Below are 21,770 nucleotides of genomic sequence, written 5' to 3' on the forward strand. Positions count from 1 at the left end.
CATGGGCATTTGACATTTAAAGGCTACGGTGCCCCAAGCTGTCCCAATTCTACATCGCGCACGCACTTAAACTCAACGATGTTTCATCCCCGATGGGCTTTCGTTGATGGGGATTTGCGACCGCAAAATTAAACGAGCTTGGCTCAGTGCGTCGTCATCGAAGCCGCAAGGTACGTCGCAGAACACCGTGTAGTCAGCCAAATGTGTGTCTGACGTCGCGCCGCAGTTGCGGGCATCTTCAATGACGAGAAACGAAAACGGTTCACGTGGTGAAGGCTGCTGACGGGCCCAAGCACCAATCCGTGCATCCGGGCTGACCGCAGAAACTGAGGCCAGGCTCCAGACTTCGTGCAAGCTGTCCACCACAAAAGCAAGGCCATCCCTTATAAGAGCATCGACCACCTGGTCACGGGTCAATCGGTCCTCGTTGGCCACCACATAGTAGGGGTAGAACTCAATGTGCAGTGCCAGTAACGCCTGTACGCTGGCCGAAGAGTTCAGCAGGCTAGTGTTCAAAAATACGATTGGGGGCAGTTTTGGGTCAGCTACAGGTAGTGGCATCGTTTGGCTCCTAGTGGCTACCTTGAATGCAGGTCTCGACTGCGATTGAACTCCTCGATTTCCGAAAATCTGCTAGCCGCTGAAGGCGGCCCCACATCAGCGCTATCACGGCCGATTCGTCTGCGGTCATAGGGCAGGCCCAGGGATTTCAGGTAGAGCTCAAGCTCATCGCTGTCTGCAATAAACGCATCGAGCAACCATGAGAAGCGGGGAGGTCGAACAAGCACTGGACGCTGGAAAATCCAACACAGAAAGGCGTACCCCATTGCTCGGTCGTGGAAACCTTCGATGCGGTGTCCCATCGCTACCTCAGCTTCGGGAGTTGGCTTCTTAAGATTGCCTGGGCCTGGCGCAGTTGGACTAACAAAAATCCCGCCCCGGCTTCGCAGAGAACCGTATTTGCTTCGAGGTGCGAATAGCTCAGAGACAGGCCGCTCACCACATCGTCGAGGACCACAAACGGTACCGGCTTCAGTAGCGTGTGCGTGTCAAGCCAGGCATCAATTTCGACCAGTCTGTAAGACTCGTCATCACGCGGCGTGCACCAATGTTCGTGCAGTCCATCGGCCACGAAACCGAGTCCGGTTTTTTTAAACGTCCCGCACAGCTGTGCCTTGGTCAATTCCAGCGTCCAGCTTGAACTGATGACATAAGCAGGCTCAAACTCGGTGTGCAGTTGGCGTAGGTTTTCGACAGCTGCGACATGAAAAATCTGCTGCCACACCTGGTTTGCATCAGCGGTCTCGTCGCCCGCTAGTGCAGCCAACACTTCACGGGTGTTGAGAGTGCGATGCACGCACAGCACATCATCTATGTCGAGGAAGACCACTGGCTGTTGATGCGCTAAGGAACTTGGCATATCAATCTTTGATGGTTTATGGCGTAGTCAGACGCAATTCCAGAACCTTAGCGTCGGCTTCAGTTAGGCCAGTCGCCGGGCTCGTAGTGAACAGGTTTGGACAGAATGGCTTAAACAAGTGCTTCTGGTCATCGACAGCCAGCCAGCGCTCCCAGATGCGGCCGGTCGTACGAAGCCATGCCTCGATTTCTGCCTGCCGGACGTATGTGCCGAAATTTGCGTCATCTTGTACATCACGCCAGGCGGGCGTTAGGTCGATAATGCGCTGTGCAATGTCAGCGCTGAAGAGCGATTGGAGCTCGGGTAACGTGCGCTTCTCGCGCCAAGTCGAACTGACTACCACCTGCACATTTGACCTGCGGCGCAGTACGCCTTCAAGAATCGGTAGCTTGCACAGCAGCGCGCTATCACCGTACGTAATGTCCGGATGGAGAACGCCATCAAAATCGAGAAATAAAATCATCGACTCACTTTTCCGCTATGAGTTACAGAGGTTACGCAGCCGGTTCATAATCCATGCTTGCTCCGCTGGCGTAAAAGGCCAATGGCCACTCTCGGCTTTGCTGGCCAGGCCTTTGCGAATGCGTTCCAGGTTCTGCTCAGACGTCCAGTCGGGATTCTCAACTTGCTTACGCAGGAAATAGGTGCGGAGCTGGCCGACAACGTCATCTGCCGCTTCAAATCGCGCCAGGAGCGAATCGCCACTGTGCTGCGTCGGGCCATAGGTGCCGTCGGCACTTTTTTTCAGCAGAAGTTTTGGCTGTGAGCCTCCAACTGAGCCCAGCACTTCTTCGCGTGGGAAGTCAGCGAGGATTTCATTATGACGCGTCGAATCAGTCTGCATGGCCACTCCTTTAGATTACGTGCTAACTAGCGACAGCGTTAAGCTGGCTGCACTGTTTGATTGCTTCAGCATCGCAGTAGACGCCTGTTCCAACATCTGCGCACTGGTGGCACTGGCAGTTTCAGTAGCGTAGTCGGTATCCATGATTCTTCCCGCAGCGTTCTGGGTATTCGCGGATTCGTTGGCGAGATTGGCGTACACGTGCTCCAGCCTGTTCGCGACGGCACCCACCGCGCTGCCGACGGCGCTCCAAATATCTATGGCCTGCGCGGTGTCGTCGATAGTTTGACTCGCGTTTTGCGTCAAGACAGTCTGTAATTCTGCGGTTCCCCACTTTAACCCTAACGGGGTTTGCCCCACGACAGGGCGCAAATCGACAGTCATCGTATCGCTCTTCGATGCCCCAATTTGCAGATTAAACGGAGCCCACAATTTTGCGTTGTACTGAGGAGCCCTGGTGATGAACAAGTCCTCTCCGGCCCATTGCAACCCGAGTTGGTTCCAGACTTCATCGTACTGCGCGGCGAACTCGGTCTGTAGCGCAGCCTTATCGGACTGAGATGAGGAACCATCGGCGGCTTGAATCGCCAAATCGTGCATCCGGCTATACAGCGAGATGATGTTTTGAACGGCACCTTCGACAGTCTGCATCATCGAGATGCCGTTTTGTGCGTTCTTCATCGCTACAGCTATCCCGCTAGACTGAGCCTTGAGGCGCGTCGCGATTTGAAGGCCTGCCGCGTCATCCTGAGCTGAGTTGATGCGGTAGCCCGTTGAAAGCCGAGTTTGCGCTACGGCTGCCGCACGGCCAGCACGGTCAGCAGCCCTAATCGCAGACATCGCAGCAGAATTTGTGCGCAAACTCAGCATTCCTAGTCTCCAGTCGTATACAGCCTTAAATTGCTTTCACAGGCACGCCATCCACAACCGAAGGCAAACGGCTTGGCCCAACATACGTGCAATTGACGATAGTGTTATCGCCGTCATTGACGGGCGTGTTTACGACCGGCTTAGACAGGTCACAGACAAGCGAAATCAGGTGGGCATTGAATCCGGGCTCTGCACGCCGAAGAGTCATCGGGCTGCCCACAGCGCACGTGTAATACTGATTCGAACTGTTGTGGCCAGCGGTGACGAGCAATGCGTCACGCGATGGCGAGAGCTCGGTTCTGCACTGGTTGAGCGTACCGGCCGAAGCCAGCGAAATTTGCGGCGCTGCCGGAGTTGCTGGCTTCGGCGTGACTTGAGATGCAGGGGCGTTGGTCTGCATCGCACGAGCGAATTGTCCGACTTGCTCCGTTGAGCAGGCCGTCAATGCGACCGATGCGATAGCGATGCTGAAAATTGCTTTTTTCATGTGAGTGTTCCTGTGTGCTTAGATTTTCGGAATGGCTTTGTAGGTCGTTACGTCAATGCGGCTGCCATCCGACTTTTGCGACAGGTCTCGTTCGAGCTCGACGCCGGTATTGCCGTCGAAATTCCCGCGAACAAATTGGTCAGCGCATTTCGAGTAGTCAGAGGCAGATTCTTTACACAGCACGCTCGTGACGAAAAACAGGCCGTCTTCATTTGAGCGCGCCGCCACTAGGTCTCCGGTCGTGCCCCAGAAGCTTGCGGAAAACTTTCCGGGGAAATCGACGAGTGCCACATCGGCCTTTCGCACGGCTGCGGTAGTACGGCGAGAGACGAATCCGGGAATATTCCAGGTAGTAATGCCTGTATAGCCCGCAAGCTCCTTTATGAGGTCGGCCTCAGTCATCGCAGGCGCAACTCCCGGGTGCCATTTTTCCGCGCTAACTACATAGGACTTCCGGTAGAACTCGGGGATGTCCTCGGCGCTTACCTCACGTAGACTGCCGACATTACCAACGGTAATGACACTTGGCCGCACAGTGCTTGCGACCGCACCCTCAGCGACAGCTTTAACCGTACTGGATTTCGCGTTTTGCTCGAGATGCCCCTTCATTTTTTCAAACTCTTCATTCGAGGTTGGGCCGCTACCCGGCAGCCTGTAACCATCTTCGCCGGGGCCTCGGGTTGTGGAGCAAGCCGACAGAGCCAGCGTGGCAGTAGCGATTACGACAGCAGTAGTGATACGCACAAAAAAGACCTTTCTGTTGTGATGAAAATTGAGGGGGCTGGCTCGGCGCTCAGGCCGCGACAAAGTGTTCCCAATCGCGGGCATGTACAAGCGCTTTGCTTTTGATTGAGCCGCATGACGCCAGACGGAAGCGGCGGCTAAATGCGTCAAAGGCAGCCTGTGCATAGCTTGGAATTTGTTCGCGGAGAACATAGCGCACTCCCGACGAATCGGTCACGACATCTAAGTTCGAAGCGCAAGGGGGTTCCTCGATATCCATTACGTCCTGTTGGATTGCACGCAATGCACTAAGGGCGGCGTCGATGGGGACAGCGTGCATGACCCTTACGGGCAGACTGCGAGACTCAGGTACCGTTTGGTTCAGCCTGAAACTATCGTAGTAAGTTGCTCGCGGCAGGGTCAGCGTGAGGTGTCCCAGCCGAACATCGGTTTCGCCGCAAGCGTCAACCCCGACGATGGATAACTCCAGGGCTTCGATACGGGTCACGTGCAGCTCAGCACGCAGATTGACATACCAATGATTCTTCAGTGTTTGAAGTGCCCGCAGCAGCAGTGCCACAGGGCTTTCACACCAGGGCGTATAGTTGTCAAGCCACCCCGTATGCATCGGCGTCAATTTCCTGCCGTCCCTGCCGTAGTTGAACGTCAGAATCATGCGACCTTCACTGCGTACGTGCATGGCTTCGACCTCAAACCGAAGCGGTTCCATCAGTTCGTCTGAGGGAAATGAAAATAAAAAAGTCGCTTTAAACATAGCCAAACGTCCCAGTAGAAATTAGACGCAACTGCTTTACAAATCGCAGGCAAGCCGTTCCCCTGAAGGAAAAACCTCCCGAAAATTTGTGCACAGATTTAGGCAAACGAAGTCCCTGAGAAGAAACATTCCCCAAAAACGATGATTGCTGACATGACTGACTGGAAACGCTGATAGATTCAGCAAGCGTTTCACCTTGGAAATGGATTGTAGGGCAAAACAAATTATAAGTAAACTTTGCTATCGCAAATATTGCCATAGTAAAACCAGCTATAGTATGTCGTCTGGTGATATTCAACATTGTGGGCGAAAGTCGCACCGATGAAGAATGCCACCCCAGCCCTCAACTCGTTGCGTACTACCCTCGCGCTTGCGATGACGACCCGCAGGGCGCAGCTCGGGTGGTCACAAAGACATCTGGCCAAGCTTGCAGGAGTACGTGGCGCATACATTGGCGGCGTAGAAGCGGGCTCCATCAACGTCTCGTTAACGAACTTCGAGCGAATCAGGTCAGCTCTTTGGCCTTCAACAATTGGGGTAAGCGTCAAAAGCTTCCTGGCAAGACGGTTACTCGAAGCCCGTGCTAAGGTGTCGCAGGAGCGATTGGCTGAGCTTGCCCACGTCTCAATCTCTCTAATCGTTGCTATCGAAGGCGGCCGGAGTAATACCTCGCTTGACCAAATCGAAGCGTTGGCGTTATCACTTGATGCGGACCCAGCGGCTTGGCTTGGCCTTGACCCAGCGTCCTTGCAGACCAATGCGCATGAGTCCGACACCACACAAAGCGAAGCTCCTAAACTTCCTTTGCGCCAAGCGGTAGCAGAGGACCTTCGAAAGCTACGCCAGTTTTACGCCATGAACCAATCTCAGTTGGCAGAAAAACTTGGGCAGACGAAAGGTCATATCAGCCAAATCGAAAATGCCAAAGCCAACTTCTCGCTGGTGACGCTAGAACGATATGTGAATGCCGTGATGGGTAAGGCCGAAGGGCCCGAAGCATCCTACGCTCTTCAGCTAGGGAACGAGCTTCGCCACAAGAGGCGTGACCTGAAACTCAACCAAGAGCAAGTAGCCGCACTTAGCGGGCTTACCGAATCTTTTATTGGCCGTCTGGAACGCGGTAGCGCTGCGGCATCAATGGACCAACTTGAGAAGCTCACTACCGCGCTTGAATTGGACGGGTACGAACTTTTAGCGAGGTTATATCCTCGAGTTACCTCTGACGGCGCACCCAAGAAGTTGAAATTACGTGAAGCCATTCAGTCGCTAATGAATGGATGACCCGACTTAATAGCAAAAAAGAATAGCAGCGCCCCCTAATCGAGCCGCATGGTTTAGTGCTTACTTTATTTCGCCGAGGTCAAAATTTGGTGCCTACTTTAGCTGGTGCCTACTTTATTACGCCGGGACATCAGCGCCAGCTCGTGCTCGATCTGCTGCTGCACCTTGGCCGGGATGCCGTCCACAAAACGCTGGTGGGCGCCGATATAGGTTTCCTGGCGCAGATAGCTGGAGGGCGTGTGGCCGGGGGGCACCAGCTCGTCCGGGTATTCGTAGCGCAACTGGTCGAGCGAAAATTGGCACAGGCTGGCGATGCGCACCGTCTCGGCCAGCGCCGCCGCCGGGTACAGATTGGCCAGCCGCAAACGCGGACGCAAGTGCTGCTCGGCGTTCTGCGCCAGCGCGTAGCCGCACTCCCCCACCGGCTTGCCGATGCGCACCGCGCACAGCGTGTCGTGCAGCGGCTTGCGCGAGCGCACGTGCATGCACACATGGCCCACCGCCACCACCGGCAAGCCATGTTGGCTGGCCACTTCGGCCACGCTGACGCGGTGCGCCTCGTCGAATGCCCGTTGCAGCAGGTTCAGCCCCACCCAGGCCCGGCCGGGAAAGGTGGCCGCCATCCACGCCGCCTGCGCGTGCAAACGGTCCACGTCGCCGGGCTGGTGGGCCGGGTAATGGGGCAGCAGGATCAGCAGGCAGTCTGGCAAGCCTTGCAGGTGGGCGTACTCGGGCGGCGGCGCGGCCAGGTCGCCCGGCGTGAGCAGATACGTGCCCTTGGCGGCCCGCGTGCGGCCGATGGTGATCAGTTCGGCCAGGTTGCCGTAGCCGTTGCGGTTCTGCGCCAGCGCCACCAGCGACAGCGCCACCTGGCCGTCCGCGCCGCGCAACTGGAACGAAGCGCCGATCAGCAGCGGCAGGCCGGCCCGCTTCGCTTCCGCATGGGCCCGCACCACGCCGGCCAGCGAACATTCGTCCGTCAGGGCCAGCGCCGCATAGTCGAGCTGGGCCGCGCGCGCGACCAGTTCCTCCGCATGGGAAGCGCCATGCAGGAAGGAGAAATTCGACAGGCAGTACAGCTCGGCATAAGCCGGCAGGCCGGCGGCGAGTGGAGGCGGAGGTGGGGCGGCAGACATGGCAAGGTATGACAACGGCACTGTGTTTATATACAGTATTTTACGCTGTTTGGCCGGCTGCCGGATCATCCATTTTCGATGGGAATACGATACATAATTCCAATCAAAACAACAAAAAATGACTCATTTTCGTGTTTTGTATGCAAAACAGCACATTCCCTCACTTTTTGTTATAGCGCTACCAAGATTTGATATGTGTCTATAGGATAAATTGTCTAGAATCATGCTTTTCATAGGGAGACGTCAACGTGTTCGCCACTTCAACTTTACGTAAAGCCGTCTTGCTGAGCCTGTACGGCAGCGCCGCCCTGGCCATGATGGCGCCAGAATCCTACGCCCAGACCAACGATGCCGGCATGCAGACCGTGAACGTGGTCGGCTCGCGCCGCGCCGCCAGTTCCGCCACCGACACCGCCGTGCCGGTCGACGTGATCCCCATGAACAAGGCGGCTGAATCGGGCGGCCAGTTCGACCTGGCCCAGACCCTGACCAATATCTCCCCCTCGTTCAACTCGACCCGCCAGACCGGCGCCGACGGCGCCGACCTGGTGGACTCGGCCGCTCTGCGCGGCCTCGGTTCGGACCAGACCCTGGTGCTGGTGAACGGCAAGCGCCGCCACACGACGGCCCTGGTCAACCTGTTCGGCGCGCGCAACCGCGGCAACACGGGCACCGACATGAATTCCATCCCCATGCTGGCCATCAAAGACGTGCAGGTGCTGCGTGACGGCGCCGCCGCCCAGTACGGCTCGGACGCCATCGCCGGCGTGATGGACATCGGCCTGAAAAAGAGCCTCGGCTGCGAAGCGGTGGCCGGCTACAGCCAGTACTCGGTGGGCGACGGCAAGAACTACCTGGCTTCCGCTTACTGCGGCGTGGCCCTGGGCGACAAGGGCGTGATCGGCATCACGGGCGAATTCCTGGACCGTGGCCGCTCCAACCGCGCCGATCCGGCCGACCTGCGCATCATCGGCGACACCAAGGCCCAGAACCAGACCCTGTATGTGAACGGCGACCTGGCCACCCCGGCCGGCAAACTGTACTTCACGGCCGGCGCCCAGACCCGTGACGCTTCCAGCGCCGCCTGGTCCCGTGGCGGCGTGGGCACGGGCGATATCCCATCGCGCAACTCGGCGGCCATGTACCCGAACGGCTTCGTGCCCTTCATCAACGGCAAGATCGATGACCAGTACGCCATCATCGGCCACCGCGGCCAGATCGGCGAATGGAACGCCGACTTCTCGCAGACCTACGGCTACAACAAGATGATGTACGACATCAGCCACACGCTGAACGCGTCCATCGCCAACCAGGACCTGCTGGCCGGCGGCAAGGGCATCAGCCCCGACCACTTCCAGGCCGGTGGCTTCTCGTTCCAACAGTTGACCAGCAACGTCGACTTCACCCGTTTCTACGACACCGTGATGAGCGGCCTGAACGTGGCCTTCGGCGCCGAGTACCGCAGCGAGACCTATAAAATCTTCGCCGGCGAACCCGGTTCCTACATCGACGCCGATGGCATCAGCTTCGGCGGCAACGCCGGCAGCCAGGGCTTCCCCGGCTTCCAGCCCAGCGACCGCACCAACGCCAAGCGCCACAGCTCGGCCGGTTATGTGGACATCGAACTGGACCTGAATCCGATCGTCAAGACCCAGGCCGCCGTCCGTTACGAAAACTACAGCGACTTCGGCTCCACCGTCACCGGCAAGCTGGCCGGCAGCGTGCGCGCCGCCGACAATGTGCTCGTGCGCGGTTCGGCCTCGACCGGCTTCCGCGCCCCGTCGCTGCAGCAGAAGTACTTCTCGTCCACCTTCACCGACATCGTCGCGGGTGTGTCGACCGACGTCAACCTGGCCCCCAACGGCGGCGCCGTGGCCAACCTGGCCGGCATTCCCAAGCTGAAGGAAGAGAAGTCCACCAGCTTCACGCTGGGCACCACCTGGACCCCGAGCAACAACGCCTCCATCACGGCCGACCTGTACCAGATCAAGATCAAGGACCGCATCGTGCTGTCGGGCCGCTTCACCGCCGACAACTACCCCGCGCTGGCGGCCAAGCTGGCCACGCTGGGCGTGGACCAGGCCCAGTTCTTCGTCAACTCGGTCGACACCAAGACCAGCGGCCTGGATTTGACGGCATCCCACAAGACCAACTTCGGCCCCAACAAGATGACCACCTACCTGGCGGCCAACTTCAGCAAGACCGAAGTGACGGGCATCCACGCTCCCGCCTCGCTCAAGGGCTATGAGGACGTGCTGCTGTCCGAGCGCGAGCGCCTGTTCATCGAGCAGGGCGGTCCCCGTTCCAAGTTCACGCTGGGCTTCGACTACGTGGCCGGTGCGCTGGAGACGGACCTGAAAGTGATCCACTTCGGCCCGCAGACGCTGGGTACCTTCGACGGCACCGCCGCCGGTGTGCCGAATGCGCATTACGAAGCCAAGACCTCGGCCGACCTGGCGTTCACCTACACCATCAACAAGAACACCAAGTTCACCTTCGGCGGCACCAACATCTTCAACGTCAAACCAACCGCCCAGGATCCGAACGAAACCGACAACGGCTTCAAGTACGACAGCGTGCAGTTCGGCCTGAACGGCGCGTCCTACTTCGGCCGCCTGTGGGTCAAGTTCTGATGATGTGAGCATGATGCCCTGAACGGCGGCCGCTGTCCGGGCTGCCCGCCAGCGCCAGCGGCGCCCCGCACAGCAATGTGCCGGGCGCCGTTTTCACTTGTTGAGATGGTAACATTTGCTTACATCTTCCTAACTCAAGGCAACGCCGGGCCGTCATACACTCGGCGCATGCCAGGGTCGCGTGGTACCCCGGCCACCTGGAATACCTGGAGTTGTCATGCGCCGTTCATTGCTACCGTTGTTGTTGTCGCTGCTGCCGCTGCTGGCCTGCGGCTATGCCTATGCCGCCCTGGGCGGCGCCCCGTCCCACTTCGGCGCCACCTCGCCCCGGCTCACGGCGCGCAGCCTGGCCGCCGCCGCCGCCGCGACACCGGCCGCGTGGACCGTGAGCACCAGCACGCTCGACAGCGGCACCGTGGTGCGCGAATACGTGAACCCGGCCGGCGCCGTGTTCGCCGTCAGCTGGAACGGCCCCTTCCTGCCCGACCTGCGCGCCCTGCTGGGGCAGCACTTCGGCACCATGACAGGCGCCGCCGCCCAGCGGCCCAAGGCCGGCCACTCGCAACTGGCCGTGGAGCGGCCCGACGTGGTGATCGTCTCGAACGGCCATATGCGCGCCTTCAGCGGCCGTGCCTGGATCCCGGGCGAACTGCCCGCCGGCTTCAGCCCCGACAACATCGAATAAGGAAGCCTGATGCCGACACCATCGAAGCTGGCGGCCAGTGCGCCTTCATCGCACTCCTCGCGCTCCTTGCACGCCTGGCATACCTTGCGCGCCTTGATTGCCTGGCGCACGCGCACGGTCTCAGTACTGGCCGCCGCCGGCTGCGCGCTTGCGCTGGCCGCCTGCGGTGGCGGCGGGGGCGGCACGACCACCGCCCCAACCACCCCCACCCCCACCCCGGCCACGCCGGCCGTGGTCAGCATCAGCGCCTCGCCCAGCACCGTCACGCTGGGCCAGGTGGTCAGCGTGACGTGGAACGCCACCAACACCACCAGCAGCGATTGCACCGCGTCCGGCGCCTGGAGCGGCACCCTGCCCACCAGCGGCACGGACGCCGTCACGCCGTCGGCCGTGGGCACGGCCAGCTACACCATCACCTGCAGCGGCGTCGCCAACACCACCAGCGTAACGGTCAACCCGGCGCCGCTGCAGCCGACGGTCAGCCTGGCGCTCACGCCGGCCAGCGTGACCAGCGGCCAGAGCGCGCAGCTGACCTGGTCCTCCACCAACACCACGGCTTGCACGGCCAGCGGCGCCTGGAACGGCGGCAAGGCCACCAGCGGCGCCGTGGCCGTGGCGCCAACGGCGGCGGGCAGCTATCAATACGCGCTCAGTTGCAGCGGCGACGGCGGCAACGCCAGCGGCAGCGCCACCCTCACCGTGGCCGCCATCGGCGGTAGCAACAACAGCACCACGCTGCTGATCGATAACGGCCCGCCGGGCGCCGGTGGCGCCATCAACGTCCCCTATGTGAACGTGACCGTATGCCGTCCCGGCACCAGCGTGTGCCAGACCATCGACCACGTACTGGTCGATACCGGCTCCTACGGCTTGCGCCTGCTGGCGCCGCTCGATCCGTCGCTGGCACTGCCGCAGGTGACGACGGCGTCCGGCGCCAGCGCCGGCGAATGCAGTAAATTCGTCAGCGGTTACACATGGGGCGCGGTGCGCCAGGCCGACGTCAAGCTGGGTGACGAGACCGCGTCGAGCATCTCGATCCAGGTGATCGGCGACAGCGCGGCCAGCTTCGCCAACGTGCCCGCCGATTGCACCAGCAGCGGCAACAACCTGGGCACGCTGCCGGCGCTGGGCGCCAAGGGCATTTTGGGCGTCGGCCTGTTCAAGCAGGACTGCGGCGCGGGCTGCACCCGCTCCACCGCGGGCGGCATGTACTACGCGTGCACGCCGGCCGGCTGCACGCCCAGCACCATGGCGCTGTCACGCCAGGTGAGCAACCCGGTGGCCTCGTTCGCCGCCAACAACAATGGCGTGCTGCTGGTGCTACCCGCTGTGAGCGCGAACGGCGCCACCTCGATCAACGGCACGCTGGTGTTCGGCGTGGGCACCCAGGCCAACAACGCCATCAGCGGCGAAAGCGTCTACCGGGCCGACAGCAGCACGGGTGACTTCAACACCACCTATAAGGGCAAGACCTACAGCGCCAGCTTCATCGACAGCGGCTCGAACGCCTACTTCTTCGCCGACACCGGCATCCCCAGTTGCAACTTCAGCACCGGCTTCTACTGCCCGCTGGGCACCTTGAGCCTGACGGCCACCAACGCCTCGTATGACGGCAGCGGCGCCGGCGCCGTCAGCTTCATCGTGGTGAACATGGATGACCTGTCGAACAGCATCACGGCCGCCTCCATCGGCGGTACGGTCGACAACCGCGCCAGCGTCTCGATCAGCAATGGCTTCGACTGGGGCCTGCCGTTCTTCTATGGCCGTCGCGTGTTCGTCGTATTCGAAGGCAGCAGTGCCACGGCCGGCAACGGACCTTACTGGGCTTATTGAGCGGCCACGCGAACGTCCGCACGGGGTCGGGCATGCCTGGCTCCGTGCGGTTCGGGCCATGCCGATAGCATTGTCATCACCTTGTCATTTGGACTAGTTAAAGTCGCCACCTCTCTTTCCATACGAGGTAACGATGAAAACGAATCTGGTCCTGTTGGCTGCCCTGAGCGCGGCCGGCCTGGTGGCATGCGGCGGCTCCTCGACGCCGGACAACGCCGCCACCTCCCCCGTCGGCCCGACCGTACCGGCCATCCCGGACGGCACCACCGTCACGCTGGCGCTGCTGGAGACGACCGACCTGCACGCCAACGTGATGAGCTATAACTACTACGCGCTGGCCGACGACACCAGCCTGGGCCTGGAGCGCACCTCCACCCTGGTGCAGGCGGCGCGCGCGGAAAACCCCAACAACGTACTGCTCGACGACGGCGACGTGATCCAGGGTACGCTGCTGGCCGACCTCCAGGCCGTGGCTAAACCGGTGGCCTGCGGCGACACGCTGGCCATCCACAAGGCCATGAACGCCCTCAAGTACGACGGTGGCGGCATGGGCAACCACGAATTCAACTACGGCCTGCCGTTCCTGAGCCAGATCACCAACACCGACTTCGGCATTCCCGGCGTGAGCAAACCGGCCGGCACCTGTGGCGCGCCCGCCTTCCCGCTGGTGCTGACCAACGTGACCGGTGTGGCCAGCCAGAAGCCCATCCTGCCGCCATACGCCATGCTGCCGCGCGACTTCGCGGCCGTGGCGCCGGACGGCAGCAAGCTGACTGTGAAACTGAACATCGGCATCATGAGCTTCGTGCCGCCGCAAATCCTGGAATGGGACCAGAAGAACCTGGCCGGCAAGGTCGCCGTGACAGGCGTGCAGGAAGCGGCCAGGCAGTACGTGCCCGAACTGCGGGCCAAGGGCGCCGACCTGGTGGTGGCGTTGTCGCACGGTGGCCTGGACACCAGCGCCTACAGCCCGAAAATGGAAAACGGCAGCTACCACCTGAGCACCACCGGCATCGACGCGCTGATGATCGGCCACTCGCACCTGGTTTTCCCCAAGGGTAAAGAGACGGGCGCACCGGCGCTGGACGCCTCGTTCGCCGCCATCCCCGCCAGCGCCAACGTGGACGCTGTCAACGGCTTCGTGAACGGCGTGCCGACCGTGATGGCGCAGAGCTGGGGCCGACGCCTCGGCATCATCAAGATGACGCTGGCCCGCCAGGGCGGCAAGTGGGTGGTGCAGCCCACCAGGACGACGGTGGAGTCACGCGGCTTCAAGTACGCCGACGGCGCCACCGTGGTGAAGGCCGATCCGGCCATCGCGCCGCTGGTGGCCACCGAGCACGCGGCCACCATCGCCTATGCCAAACAGCCGCTGGGCGTGGCGACCGACTTCGAAATGTCGGCCTACTTCGCGCTGGCCGGCGACGTGAGCGCGATCCAGCTGGTGAACCAGGCGCAGATCGACTATGTGAAAAAATTCATCGCCACCAGTACCGACGCCACCATCGCCAGCTACAAGAGCATCCCCGTGATCTCGTGCAGCGCGCCGTTCAAGGCCGGCCGCAACGGCGCCTCCGACTTCACCGACGTGGCGCCGGGCGCCAGCGCGGCCGCGCCCGTGGGCCTGCAAGTACGCAATCCGGGCGACCTTTACCTGTACAGCAATAACAACCTGCAGGCCGTGAAGATCAAGGGTTCCGACCTGAAAGCATGGCTGGAGACGGCCGCCAAGCAGTTCGGCCAGATCGATCCCGCCAAGGCCACGGAACAGGACCTGGTGCCGAGCTACGGCACCATCTACAACTACGACGTGTTCTACGCCGAGAACAACGCCCTCACCTACCAGATCGACGTGACCAAGCCCGTGGGCAGCCGCATCGCCAACCTCACTTACCTGGGCAAGGCGGTGGCCGATGGCGACGACTTCATCGTGGCCACCAACGACTACCGCGCCGGCGGCGGCGGCAACGTGCCCGGCATCGACGGCAGCAAGACCATCATCAAGTCGCCGGACGCGAACCAGGCCGTCGTCAGCAACTACCTGATGGCGCAAGGCCAGGCTGGCGGCAAGGTCACGCTGGCCAACAACGGCAGTGCGCGCAGCTGGAGCTTCGTGAAAGTGACGACAGCCGGCCCCGTGATCCTGCGTTCGGCGCCAGGCCACCTGGCACTGGCGAAAAGCAGCGGCATCAAGAACATCACGGCTGAAGGTAGCCAGGATGCGAGCGGCTTTGCCAAGTACGCGGTGGACTTGAGCAAGTAACGTTACGTTGCCTCGATCGGAGTCGGCCCCTCGTCCCCACGAGGCATCCGGCTCTTTTTCAACGATGAAAACTGGATCAGCCATGAACCACCACACCCGCACGCCAAACGGTGGCAGCTTCGTTTATCTGCCCCTCTCCGCGCTGGCGCTGATGCTGTCGCTGTCGGCGTGCCAGCTGAGCAAACCGGTGCCGGCGCCGGCGCAGATCGAAAGCATGTCCATGCGCGCCGCCCAGCAAGGCGACGTGGTGGCGGAGAGCCGCCTGCGCGATTGGGCACAACGCCAGGCGCCGGTGGCCCAGCGTGAACTGGGATTGCTCTATTTGACGCGCCCGGCCCAACGCGCCGAAGCGCAGCGCCTGTTCATGCAGGCGGCGCGCGCGGGCGACACGGAGGCGGCGTTCCAGCTGGCCGAATTGCTGCGCCACGGCGCCCCCGGCATCGCGGCCGCGCCGGACCAGGCCATTCCGTGGTATCGGCAAGCGGCGCAACAGAAACACGCCAGGGCGGCGCTGGTGCTCGGCATGCAGTTCAATAACGGCGAAGGTGTCAGCCCGGATCATGCACAAGGCGCCAGATGGCTGGCCGTGTCGAGCGACCTGGGGAACGCGCACGCCATGTTCCTGCTGTCGAACGCCTATCGCGAAGGCCGTGGCGTGGAGCGGGATGAAGCGCACGCCCGCCAGCTATTGGAAGAAGCGGCCGAGCACGAATATCCGCCCGCGATCCAGGAACTAGCGATGGCGGTCCAGACGGGCGACGCCCTCAGCGGCAAGGACGAACTGCGCGCCGTGCACCTGCTCAAGGAAGCGACCGAGCATCGGCACAACAACTGGAACCGCTTCTGATTCCCGCCATGTCACAGTCGGTGTCACACAGTCGGTGTCAGGTCTGTCAATCGGACTCAAAGATAATACCCTTGAGCCCAATCAAACGGTGCAGAGATCGCATGTGGTAAGCGGTCTAACCCTGAAGCCAATTTGAGTATCAAAAAGGCGCGTCTTGAGAAAAATCAAAGATGCGCTGCGCCTGTCCGTTTGACAGACCTGACACCGACTTGTGGACACCGACTTGTGCGGTCCGCCTCAGCCCGCCAACTGCCCCAGCTCCCGCGTCATGTTCTCGATCGCCCGCTCGTTGTACTGGTCGGCGAAGTAGGCGTTGCCAAACAAGCGCCCTTGCTCGGCCTTGCGCCGCAAGTGGGCCAGCGCGCCGCTGCGCTGTTCGCGGTACTTCGTTTCCGTCAGGTGGATGTATTCCTGGCGGATACCACGGGCATAGTTCTGATACACCTCCTCGTCCTGCCCAAGGATGGCCAGGTCCACGCTGAGCATGATGTCCTTCAGCCGGTGCTCGATGGCAGCTTCCTGGAAATGGTCGGTGGCCCGTATCAGTTCGGCCGCGTCGCCCATGTCGTGACACAGGCTGCTGCCCAGCCACAGCTGCACGCTGGCCTCCTCGTTCGACACGGCGCCATGGACGGCGCCATATTCGGCGTCATGGAACCAGAACGCTTGCTTGATGATGTCCACGTCGCGCGGGTCAGGCTGGGTGTTGGCGGCCCACACGCGGATCTCGCACAGGCCGTGCACCAGGTGGTCCAGGTTGTGATAGTGGCGCGCAGGACCGCCATAAGCCGTGCTGCCCGTCAGGCGCACGAACCACTGGTCGGCGTGGGCGATGGAGGGCGCGTCGGCGTGCGCGTAATCCCACAGGGTTTCCCACTCCTTGCGCAGCCAGCTCAGTACCCAGGCGTGGTAGGCCGGGCCAGGTACGAACTTCTTCATGATCCAGTTCCAGCCTATCGGCCCTTCCAGCGCCTTGACGAAGCTGGAACTGACGGAACCGAGGTCGCGCGGCGGCATCACGAAGATGGTCTTGGCACCTTGCAGCACGTCGACGTTGGTTTGCTGGATCAGGTTTTCGTAGTCGAAATCGGCGGTGGTGCGGATGCCGCGGATCAGGCAGTCGGCGCCGTGCTTTTTGGCCGCGCGCGCCGTGTAGTCGCCCTTGACGATCACCACCTGCACGTTGTCCCAGCCCTGCTCGGCGCAACTGAGCGCGATGATGCTCTTGCGCTCCTCGGCGGAGAACTTGGGCTTCTTGGCCGGATTCTCGGACAGGAACACCACCACCTCGTCCGCCAGCGAACGCGCTTCGCCGATCACCCACATGTGGCCGTTGGTGATCGGGTCCAGGGTCCCGGAAAATCCGATTTTCTTCATACTCCGCTCCGCCGCGTGTCGCGTGTCAAAAGCGACATTCTAGCCGGAGCGGGAACTCAGAGGCTGAGAGTTATTCGAGCGTGACCGAGCAGCGCGCCAAAAGGCGGCCGATCCAGGCGCAAAGCGCAGCCATAGCGAGCTATCGCGAGCATTTGCAACGACGAGCGGGCGACTTTTGGCGTGATGAGCGGGCATGAACGAAAAACTCTCAGCCTCTTAGGTCGCGGGAAAATCTATCCTTACCCGCAACCCGCCCAGGCGCTCCGACTGTTCCAGCGCCAGCGTGGCGCCATGCCGTTCGGCGATGGACTTGATGATGGCCAGCCCCAGGCCGCTGCCGCCGGCGCCAGCGCCGGGCACGCGGTAGAAGCGGTCGAACACGCGTTCACGCTCCTCGGGCGAGATGCCGGGGCCGCTGTCGTCCACGCACAACGTGACGGCGCCGTTGCCGGCGCGCCGCAGTTCCACGTCCACCGTGCCGCCGGCCGGTGTGTATTTGATGGCGTTGTCGATCAGGTTGCGCAGCAGGATCACCAGCGCGTCAGGATGCCCGGCCACGCTGGCCTGGTCCGCGTGGTGCAGGCCCAGGTCGATCTGGCGCGCCTGCGCCAGGCCGGCCATGTCGCCCAGCGTGCGCCGTGCCAGCTCGGTCAGGTCCTGCGGCGTCAGCTTGCTGTCGTCCGCTTCCTGGCGCGCCAGCACCAGCAGTTGTTCCACCAGCCGTGTGGCCCGTTCGATACCGGCCGTCAGGCGGCCCACGGCCACGGCTCGGGCGCCGTCGTCGGCGGCGCGCTCCAGGCTCAATACCTGTAGCTTGAGCGCGGCCAGCGGCGAGCGCAGTTCGTGCGCGGCGTCGGCCACGAAATGCTGCTGGGCGTCGAACGCGGTCTTCACGCGGCCGAACAGCAGGTTCAGTTCCTGCACCAGCGGCCGCACTTCGTCCGGCAGGTCGGCGTCGGACACGGGCGACAAATCGTCGGCCCGGCGTGCGGCCACTTGCCGCCGCACCCGCGCCACCGGCGCCAGCGAGCCGCTCACCACCCACCACACCACCAGCATCAACATGGGCGCCATGACGGCGATCGGCCCCACCGTGCGCAGCGCCAGCGTGCCTGCCATGCGCTGGCGCACGGCCATGTCCTGCGCCACCTGCACCGTCTGGTTGCTGGTGGCGACCGAGAAGATACGGTAGGTGGTGCCGTTGGCCCGTACGTTGGAGAAGCCCAGTACAGCGCGCTGCGGCAGGTCGGCGTGCGATTGGGAGCGGAACAGCTGCACCCCGTCCGGCGTCCACACCTGCACCACCAGATCGTCGTTCTCGGGATCGCTGTTGGGCGCGGCCGCGCTATTGGCCAGCGGCGCGCTCGAACGCAGCGACAACGCCATCTGCTGCATGTGGTAGTCGAAGATCTGGTCGGCGTCGTACAGCGCGCTGCGGTAGGCGATCATGGCCTGCGCCACGGCCGCCATGGTGATGGCCGCCAGCAGGAACCACAGCAGGCGGCCGCGCAGCGAGTGCGTGACGGGGACGCGCGGCACTTTCACTTTCATTCTTTGGGCACCATGTAACCGAGGCCGCGCACGTTCTGTATCAGTTCGCTGCCCAGTTTCTTGCGCAAGCCGTGGATGTAGACTTCCACCGCGTTGCTGTTGACTTCATCCTTCCAGCTATACAGCTTTTCCTCCAGCTGGTGGCGCGACAGCACGATGCCGGGACGGGCGATCAACGCTTCCAGCACGGCCCATTCACGGGCCGACAGGTTGACCAGCTTCCCTTCCACCGTCACTTCGCGCGTTTGCGGGTTGACCGTCACGCCCTTGTGCTCGAACACAGGTTCGGCCCGGCCGGCCGAGCGGCGCAGCAGCGCGCGGATGCGGGCCAGCAGCTCGTCCAGGTCGTAGGGCTTGAGCACATAGTCGTCGGCGCCCGCATCCAGGCCGGCGATGCGCTGTTCCTTGGCGTCGCGCGCGGTGGCCACCAGCACGGGCGTGAGCTCCTTGCGCGCGCGCATGGAGCGCAGCACTTCCAAACCATCCTTGCGTGGCAGGCCCAGGTCCAGCAGCACCAGGTCGTAGGTCTGGGTTTGCAGCGCCGTGTCGGCCATGTCACCATCCTTGACCCAGTCGACGGCGTAGTGCTCGGCCCGCAGCAGGTCGAGCACCACTTCGCCGATCATCGTGTCGTCTTCCACCAGCAGAAGTCGCATGTGTATCCTTTCTGTTTTTGTTGTCGCGCCCCGCCGGTGCGGGAATCAGCCCAGCCGCACGGGAATGAAGATCTTCTCATCCCCGCGCTGGATCAGCAAGGCCACCGACTTGTCGGACTTGGCCACCACTTCGCGTACCTGTTCAATGCTGGTGACGGGCCGGCCGTTCACGGACAGCAACACGTCGCCCGGCTGCACGCCCGCGTTGGCGGCAGCGCCACCCGCATCTTCGATCAGCAGGCCGCCAGCCAGGCCGGATTCACGCTTCTCCTGCGGGTCCAGCGGACGCAGGGCCAGGCCCAGCTTCAGCTTGGCGCTGGCGCCATGGGCGGGCTGGTCGGCGTCGGCCGTCTTGTCGGCGGCATTGGCCAGGGTGGCCGTCAAGTCCACCGATTTGCCCTGACGCCAGACCTGCAGCGCCACTTTATCCCCGGGCGTGGCCAGGCCCACGATAGCGGGCAAGTCACCCGAGCTGACCACGGTCTGGCCATTGAGCTTGCGGATCACGTCGCCAGGCTTGAGGCCAGCCTTCTCGGCCGCGCTGCCCCGCTCCACGTTCGACACCAGCGCCCCTTCCGGCGTGGGCAGGCCGAACGAGTCGGCGAAGCCCTGGTTCACTTCCTGCACCGACACGCCCAGTTTGGCGTGCACCACCTTGCCGGTGGCGACGATCTGGTCCTTGACCTTGTTGGCCACGTCGATCGGAATGGCGAACGACAGGCCCTGGTAGCCCCCCGTCTGGCTGTAGATCTGGGAGTTGATGCCCACCACTTCGCCGCGCGTGTTGAACAGCGGACCGCCCGAGTTGCCGGGGTTGACGGCCACGTCGGTCTGGATGAAGGGCACATTACCGTCCGGCAACGAGCGGCCTTTGGCGCTGACCACGCCGGCCGTCACCGTGCTCTCCAGGCCGTACGGCGAACCGATGGCCAGCACCCATTCACCCACTCTCAAGTCGTTGGCTTTGGCCAGCGGCACCACGGGCAGGTTCTTGGCGTCGATCTTCAGCACGGCCACGTCGGTCTTGGGGTCGGAACCGAGCACCTTGGCGCGGAATTCCCGGCGGTCTGTCAGCTTCACGCTCACTTCGCTGGCATCGCGCACCACGTGGGCGTTGGTGAGGATCACGCCGTCCGGGCTGATGATGAAACCGGAGCCCACGCCATGGGTGGGCACTTCGCGCATGCCGCGCTGCTGGCCCTGGAAGCGGCGGAAGAATTCGAAGAACGGGTCGTCGCCGAACGGGTCGCCACGGCGGCTGGCCTGGTCACCCATGTCCATGGCCGTTTTGGTGGAACCCGTGACGCTGATATTGACCACGGCCGGGCCGTTGTGGGCGGCGATGACGCTGAAGTCAGGCAGCGTCATGAGCGGCGCGGGCACGGGGGCGGCCACCGGTGCGGCGGCCGAGGCCACGGTCAGGCCGGGCGCGGCGGCGGCCACGGCGTTGTTTTGATGAACTGCGATCGCACCTCCCGCGGCGAGCACGCCCGCGGCGGCCACTGCCAAGGTAAGACGCTTGACGGTCATCGATCCGAACAGAGTAGTTTGAGACATTGCGGCACTCCTGAATTGAATGAGGTTGTTGACGTATCCAATATGGAGCACAAGACTTAGGCGCCGCTTAACTTTGGGTACCATCCGTTGCGGCCATGCAGGCCGGCGGCGGCACAAACGGCGCTGGCCGGACGAGCCGGCCAGTGTCTTGCTGCGGATTGTGTTGCGGGGGGACGGAGCGTCGCCCCTCGCCCCTGGCTCGACCGCGTTATGCGGCCTGGCGTGGCTGTTCCAGCGAAGTCACGTTGTCACCGCCGATGACGATCTTGCGGGGCTTGAACGCCTCGGGCACTTCACGCACCAGCTCGATGGTCAGCATGCCATTCTCGAACGCGGCACCGGTCACCTTGACGTGGTTGGCCAGCTGGAAGCGTTGCTCGAAGTCGCGCGCCGCGATGCCGCGGTGCAGATAAGTGCGCTCGGCGCCGTCGCGCTGCTTGCGGCCCACGATGTGCAGCGTGTCGCGCTCGGCCGTGATGTCGATCTCGGCGCGGTCGAAGCCGGCCAGTGCCATCACGATGCGGTACTTGTCTTCGGACACGAGTTCGATGTTGTAGGGTGGATAGCTGGGCTGGCTGTCGCCGCGCTGCGCGTCATTGAGCAGCTGGGCCAGACGGTCAAAACCAATGGCGGAACGGTACAGGGGAGTCAGGTCGAAAGTACGCATGATGGATATCCTTTTCAAGTTAAGCGATATAAGGGTGTGGTCCCCTTCTGGGCAACCACTGAGTCCCATATACGGCGTGCGGCGGGGGTTTCAAGATCTTGAAAAATCGGACCACCATCCCCAGACGGCAAAAATTTTTCAAAAATTTTTTGTCCTCAAGCCGAC

General features: G+C 62.2%; 19 protein-coding genes and 1 pseudogene. 6 read left to right on the forward strand and 14 right to left on the reverse strand.

The annotated features are described in order from the left end of the window. Nucleotides 1-72: 72 nt before the first annotated feature. From H3H39_RS04650 to H3H39_RS04685, 8 genes are all read right to left on the reverse strand, one after another. Nucleotides 73-561: a hypothetical protein gene (locus H3H39_RS04650; protein WP_182152143.1), complete on the reverse strand. Its 489-nt coding sequence runs from the start codon at nucleotides 559-561 to the stop codon at nucleotides 73-75. 304 nt (nucleotides 562-865) lie between these two features. Further along, nucleotides 866-1,420, reverse strand: coding sequence for an HAD domain-containing protein (locus H3H39_RS04655; RefSeq protein WP_182152144.1), 555 nt, complete (start codon nucleotides 1,418-1,420; stop codon nucleotides 866-868). 16 nt (nucleotides 1,421-1,436) lie between these two features. Next, on the reverse strand, nucleotides 1,437-1,883 hold the full coding sequence (locus tag H3H39_RS04660; RefSeq protein ID WP_182152145.1) for an HAD domain-containing protein: 447 nt from the start codon (nucleotides 1,881-1,883) through the stop codon (nucleotides 1,437-1,439). A gap of 15 nt (nucleotides 1,884-1,898) precedes the next feature. Continuing rightward, the gene (locus H3H39_RS04665; protein ID WP_182152146.1) at nucleotides 1,899-2,264 is read right to left on the reverse strand and encodes a hypothetical protein; all 366 of its coding nucleotides are present in this window, start codon (nucleotides 2,262-2,264) and stop codon (nucleotides 1,899-1,901) included. A 15-nt stretch (nucleotides 2,265-2,279) separates the two neighbouring features. Then, a complete protein-coding gene (locus H3H39_RS04670) occupies nucleotides 2,280-3,134 on the reverse strand; it encodes a flagellin N-terminal helical domain-containing protein (protein ID WP_182152147.1) in 855 nt (284 codons plus the stop codon). Between the two features lie 25 nt (nucleotides 3,135-3,159). After that, nucleotides 3,160-3,621 (reverse strand): hypothetical protein, encoded by a 462-nt coding sequence (locus tag H3H39_RS04675; RefSeq protein WP_182152148.1) that lies wholly within the window; start codon nucleotides 3,619-3,621, stop codon nucleotides 3,160-3,162. A gap of 18 nt (nucleotides 3,622-3,639) precedes the next feature. Next, on the reverse strand, nucleotides 3,640-4,365 hold the full coding sequence (locus H3H39_RS04680; protein WP_182152149.1) for a hypothetical protein: 726 nt from the start codon (nucleotides 4,363-4,365) through the stop codon (nucleotides 3,640-3,642). 49 nt (nucleotides 4,366-4,414) lie between these two features. Then, nucleotides 4,415-5,119 carry a hypothetical protein gene (locus H3H39_RS04685; RefSeq protein WP_182152150.1) on the reverse strand — a complete coding sequence of 235 codons (705 nt, stop codon included), beginning with the start codon at nucleotides 5,117-5,119 and terminating at the stop codon, nucleotides 4,415-4,417. A gap of 321 nt (nucleotides 5,120-5,440) precedes the next feature. Between H3H39_RS04685 and H3H39_RS04690 the strand changes: the two genes are divergently transcribed. Further along, nucleotides 5,441-6,400, forward strand: a complete 960-nt coding sequence (locus tag H3H39_RS04690) for a helix-turn-helix domain-containing protein (RefSeq protein WP_182152151.1) — start codon at nucleotides 5,441-5,443, stop codon at nucleotides 6,398-6,400. 125 nt (nucleotides 6,401-6,525) lie between these two features. Here the strand turns inward: H3H39_RS04690 and H3H39_RS04695 are convergent. Then, nucleotides 6,526-7,536 (reverse strand): annotated as a pseudogene (locus H3H39_RS04695) (PHP domain-containing protein); the annotation flags it as partial. 248 nt (nucleotides 7,537-7,784) lie between these two features. On the opposite strand from H3H39_RS04695, the gene H3H39_RS04700 reads away from it, so the two are divergent. From H3H39_RS04700 to H3H39_RS04720, 5 genes are all read left to right on the forward strand, one after another. Next, complete coding sequence (locus H3H39_RS04700) at nucleotides 7,785-10,169, forward strand: TonB-dependent receptor plug domain-containing protein (RefSeq protein ID WP_182152152.1); 2,385 nt, start codon at nucleotides 7,785-7,787, stop codon at nucleotides 10,167-10,169. A gap of 217 nt (nucleotides 10,170-10,386) precedes the next feature. Next, a complete protein-coding gene (locus H3H39_RS04705; RefSeq protein WP_182152153.1) occupies nucleotides 10,387-10,854 on the forward strand; it encodes a DUF2844 domain-containing protein in 468 nt (155 codons plus the stop codon). A 9-nt stretch (nucleotides 10,855-10,863) separates the two neighbouring features. Beyond that, nucleotides 10,864-12,687, forward strand: coding sequence for a DUF3443 domain-containing protein (locus H3H39_RS04710; protein WP_182152154.1), 1,824 nt, complete (start codon nucleotides 10,864-10,866; stop codon nucleotides 12,685-12,687). A gap of 133 nt (nucleotides 12,688-12,820) precedes the next feature. Continuing rightward, nucleotides 12,821-14,950 carry a bifunctional 2',3'-cyclic-nucleotide 2'-phosphodiesterase/3'-nucleotidase gene (locus tag H3H39_RS04715; protein ID WP_182152155.1) on the forward strand — a complete coding sequence of 710 codons (2,130 nt, stop codon included), beginning with the start codon at nucleotides 12,821-12,823 and terminating at the stop codon, nucleotides 14,948-14,950. Between the two features lie 82 nt (nucleotides 14,951-15,032). Further along, nucleotides 15,033-15,797 (forward strand): tetratricopeptide repeat protein, encoded by a 765-nt coding sequence (locus H3H39_RS04720; RefSeq protein WP_229217871.1) that lies wholly within the window; start codon nucleotides 15,033-15,035, stop codon nucleotides 15,795-15,797. 237 nt (nucleotides 15,798-16,034) lie between these two features. Here the strand turns inward: H3H39_RS04720 and coaD are convergent, their stop codons facing one another. The 5 genes from coaD to H3H39_RS04745 form a co-directional block, all read right to left on the reverse strand. Next, nucleotides 16,035-17,174, reverse strand: a complete 1,140-nt coding sequence (gene coaD, locus H3H39_RS04725) for a pantetheine-phosphate adenylyltransferase (protein ID WP_182152156.1) — start codon at nucleotides 17,172-17,174, stop codon at nucleotides 16,035-16,037. Nucleotides 17,175-17,390: 216 nt separating this feature from the next. Further along, entirely contained in the window at nucleotides 17,391-18,725 is a 1,335-nt protein-coding gene (locus tag H3H39_RS04730; RefSeq protein WP_182152157.1) for an ATP-binding protein, read from the reverse strand. Next, the gene (locus H3H39_RS04735; RefSeq protein ID WP_182152158.1) at nucleotides 18,722-19,381 is read right to left on the reverse strand and encodes a response regulator; all 660 of its coding nucleotides are present in this window, start codon (nucleotides 19,379-19,381) and stop codon (nucleotides 18,722-18,724) included. The genes H3H39_RS04730 and H3H39_RS04735 overlap by 4 nt, the downstream gene beginning before the upstream one ends. Nucleotides 19,382-19,426: 45 nt before the next feature. Next, entirely contained in the window at nucleotides 19,427-20,938 is a 1,512-nt protein-coding gene (locus H3H39_RS04740; RefSeq protein ID WP_182152159.1) for a DegQ family serine endoprotease, read from the reverse strand. Nucleotides 20,939-21,146: 208 nt separating this feature from the next. Then, nucleotides 21,147-21,605, reverse strand: coding sequence for an Hsp20 family protein (locus tag H3H39_RS04745; RefSeq protein WP_182152160.1), 459 nt, complete (start codon nucleotides 21,603-21,605; stop codon nucleotides 21,147-21,149). Nucleotides 21,606-21,770: the final 165 nt, after the last annotated feature.

The sequence above is a fragment of the Rugamonas apoptosis genome (assembly GCF_014042355.1).
Classification (GTDB): domain Bacteria; phylum Pseudomonadota; class Gammaproteobacteria; order Burkholderiales; family Burkholderiaceae_D; genus Rugamonas; species Rugamonas apoptosis.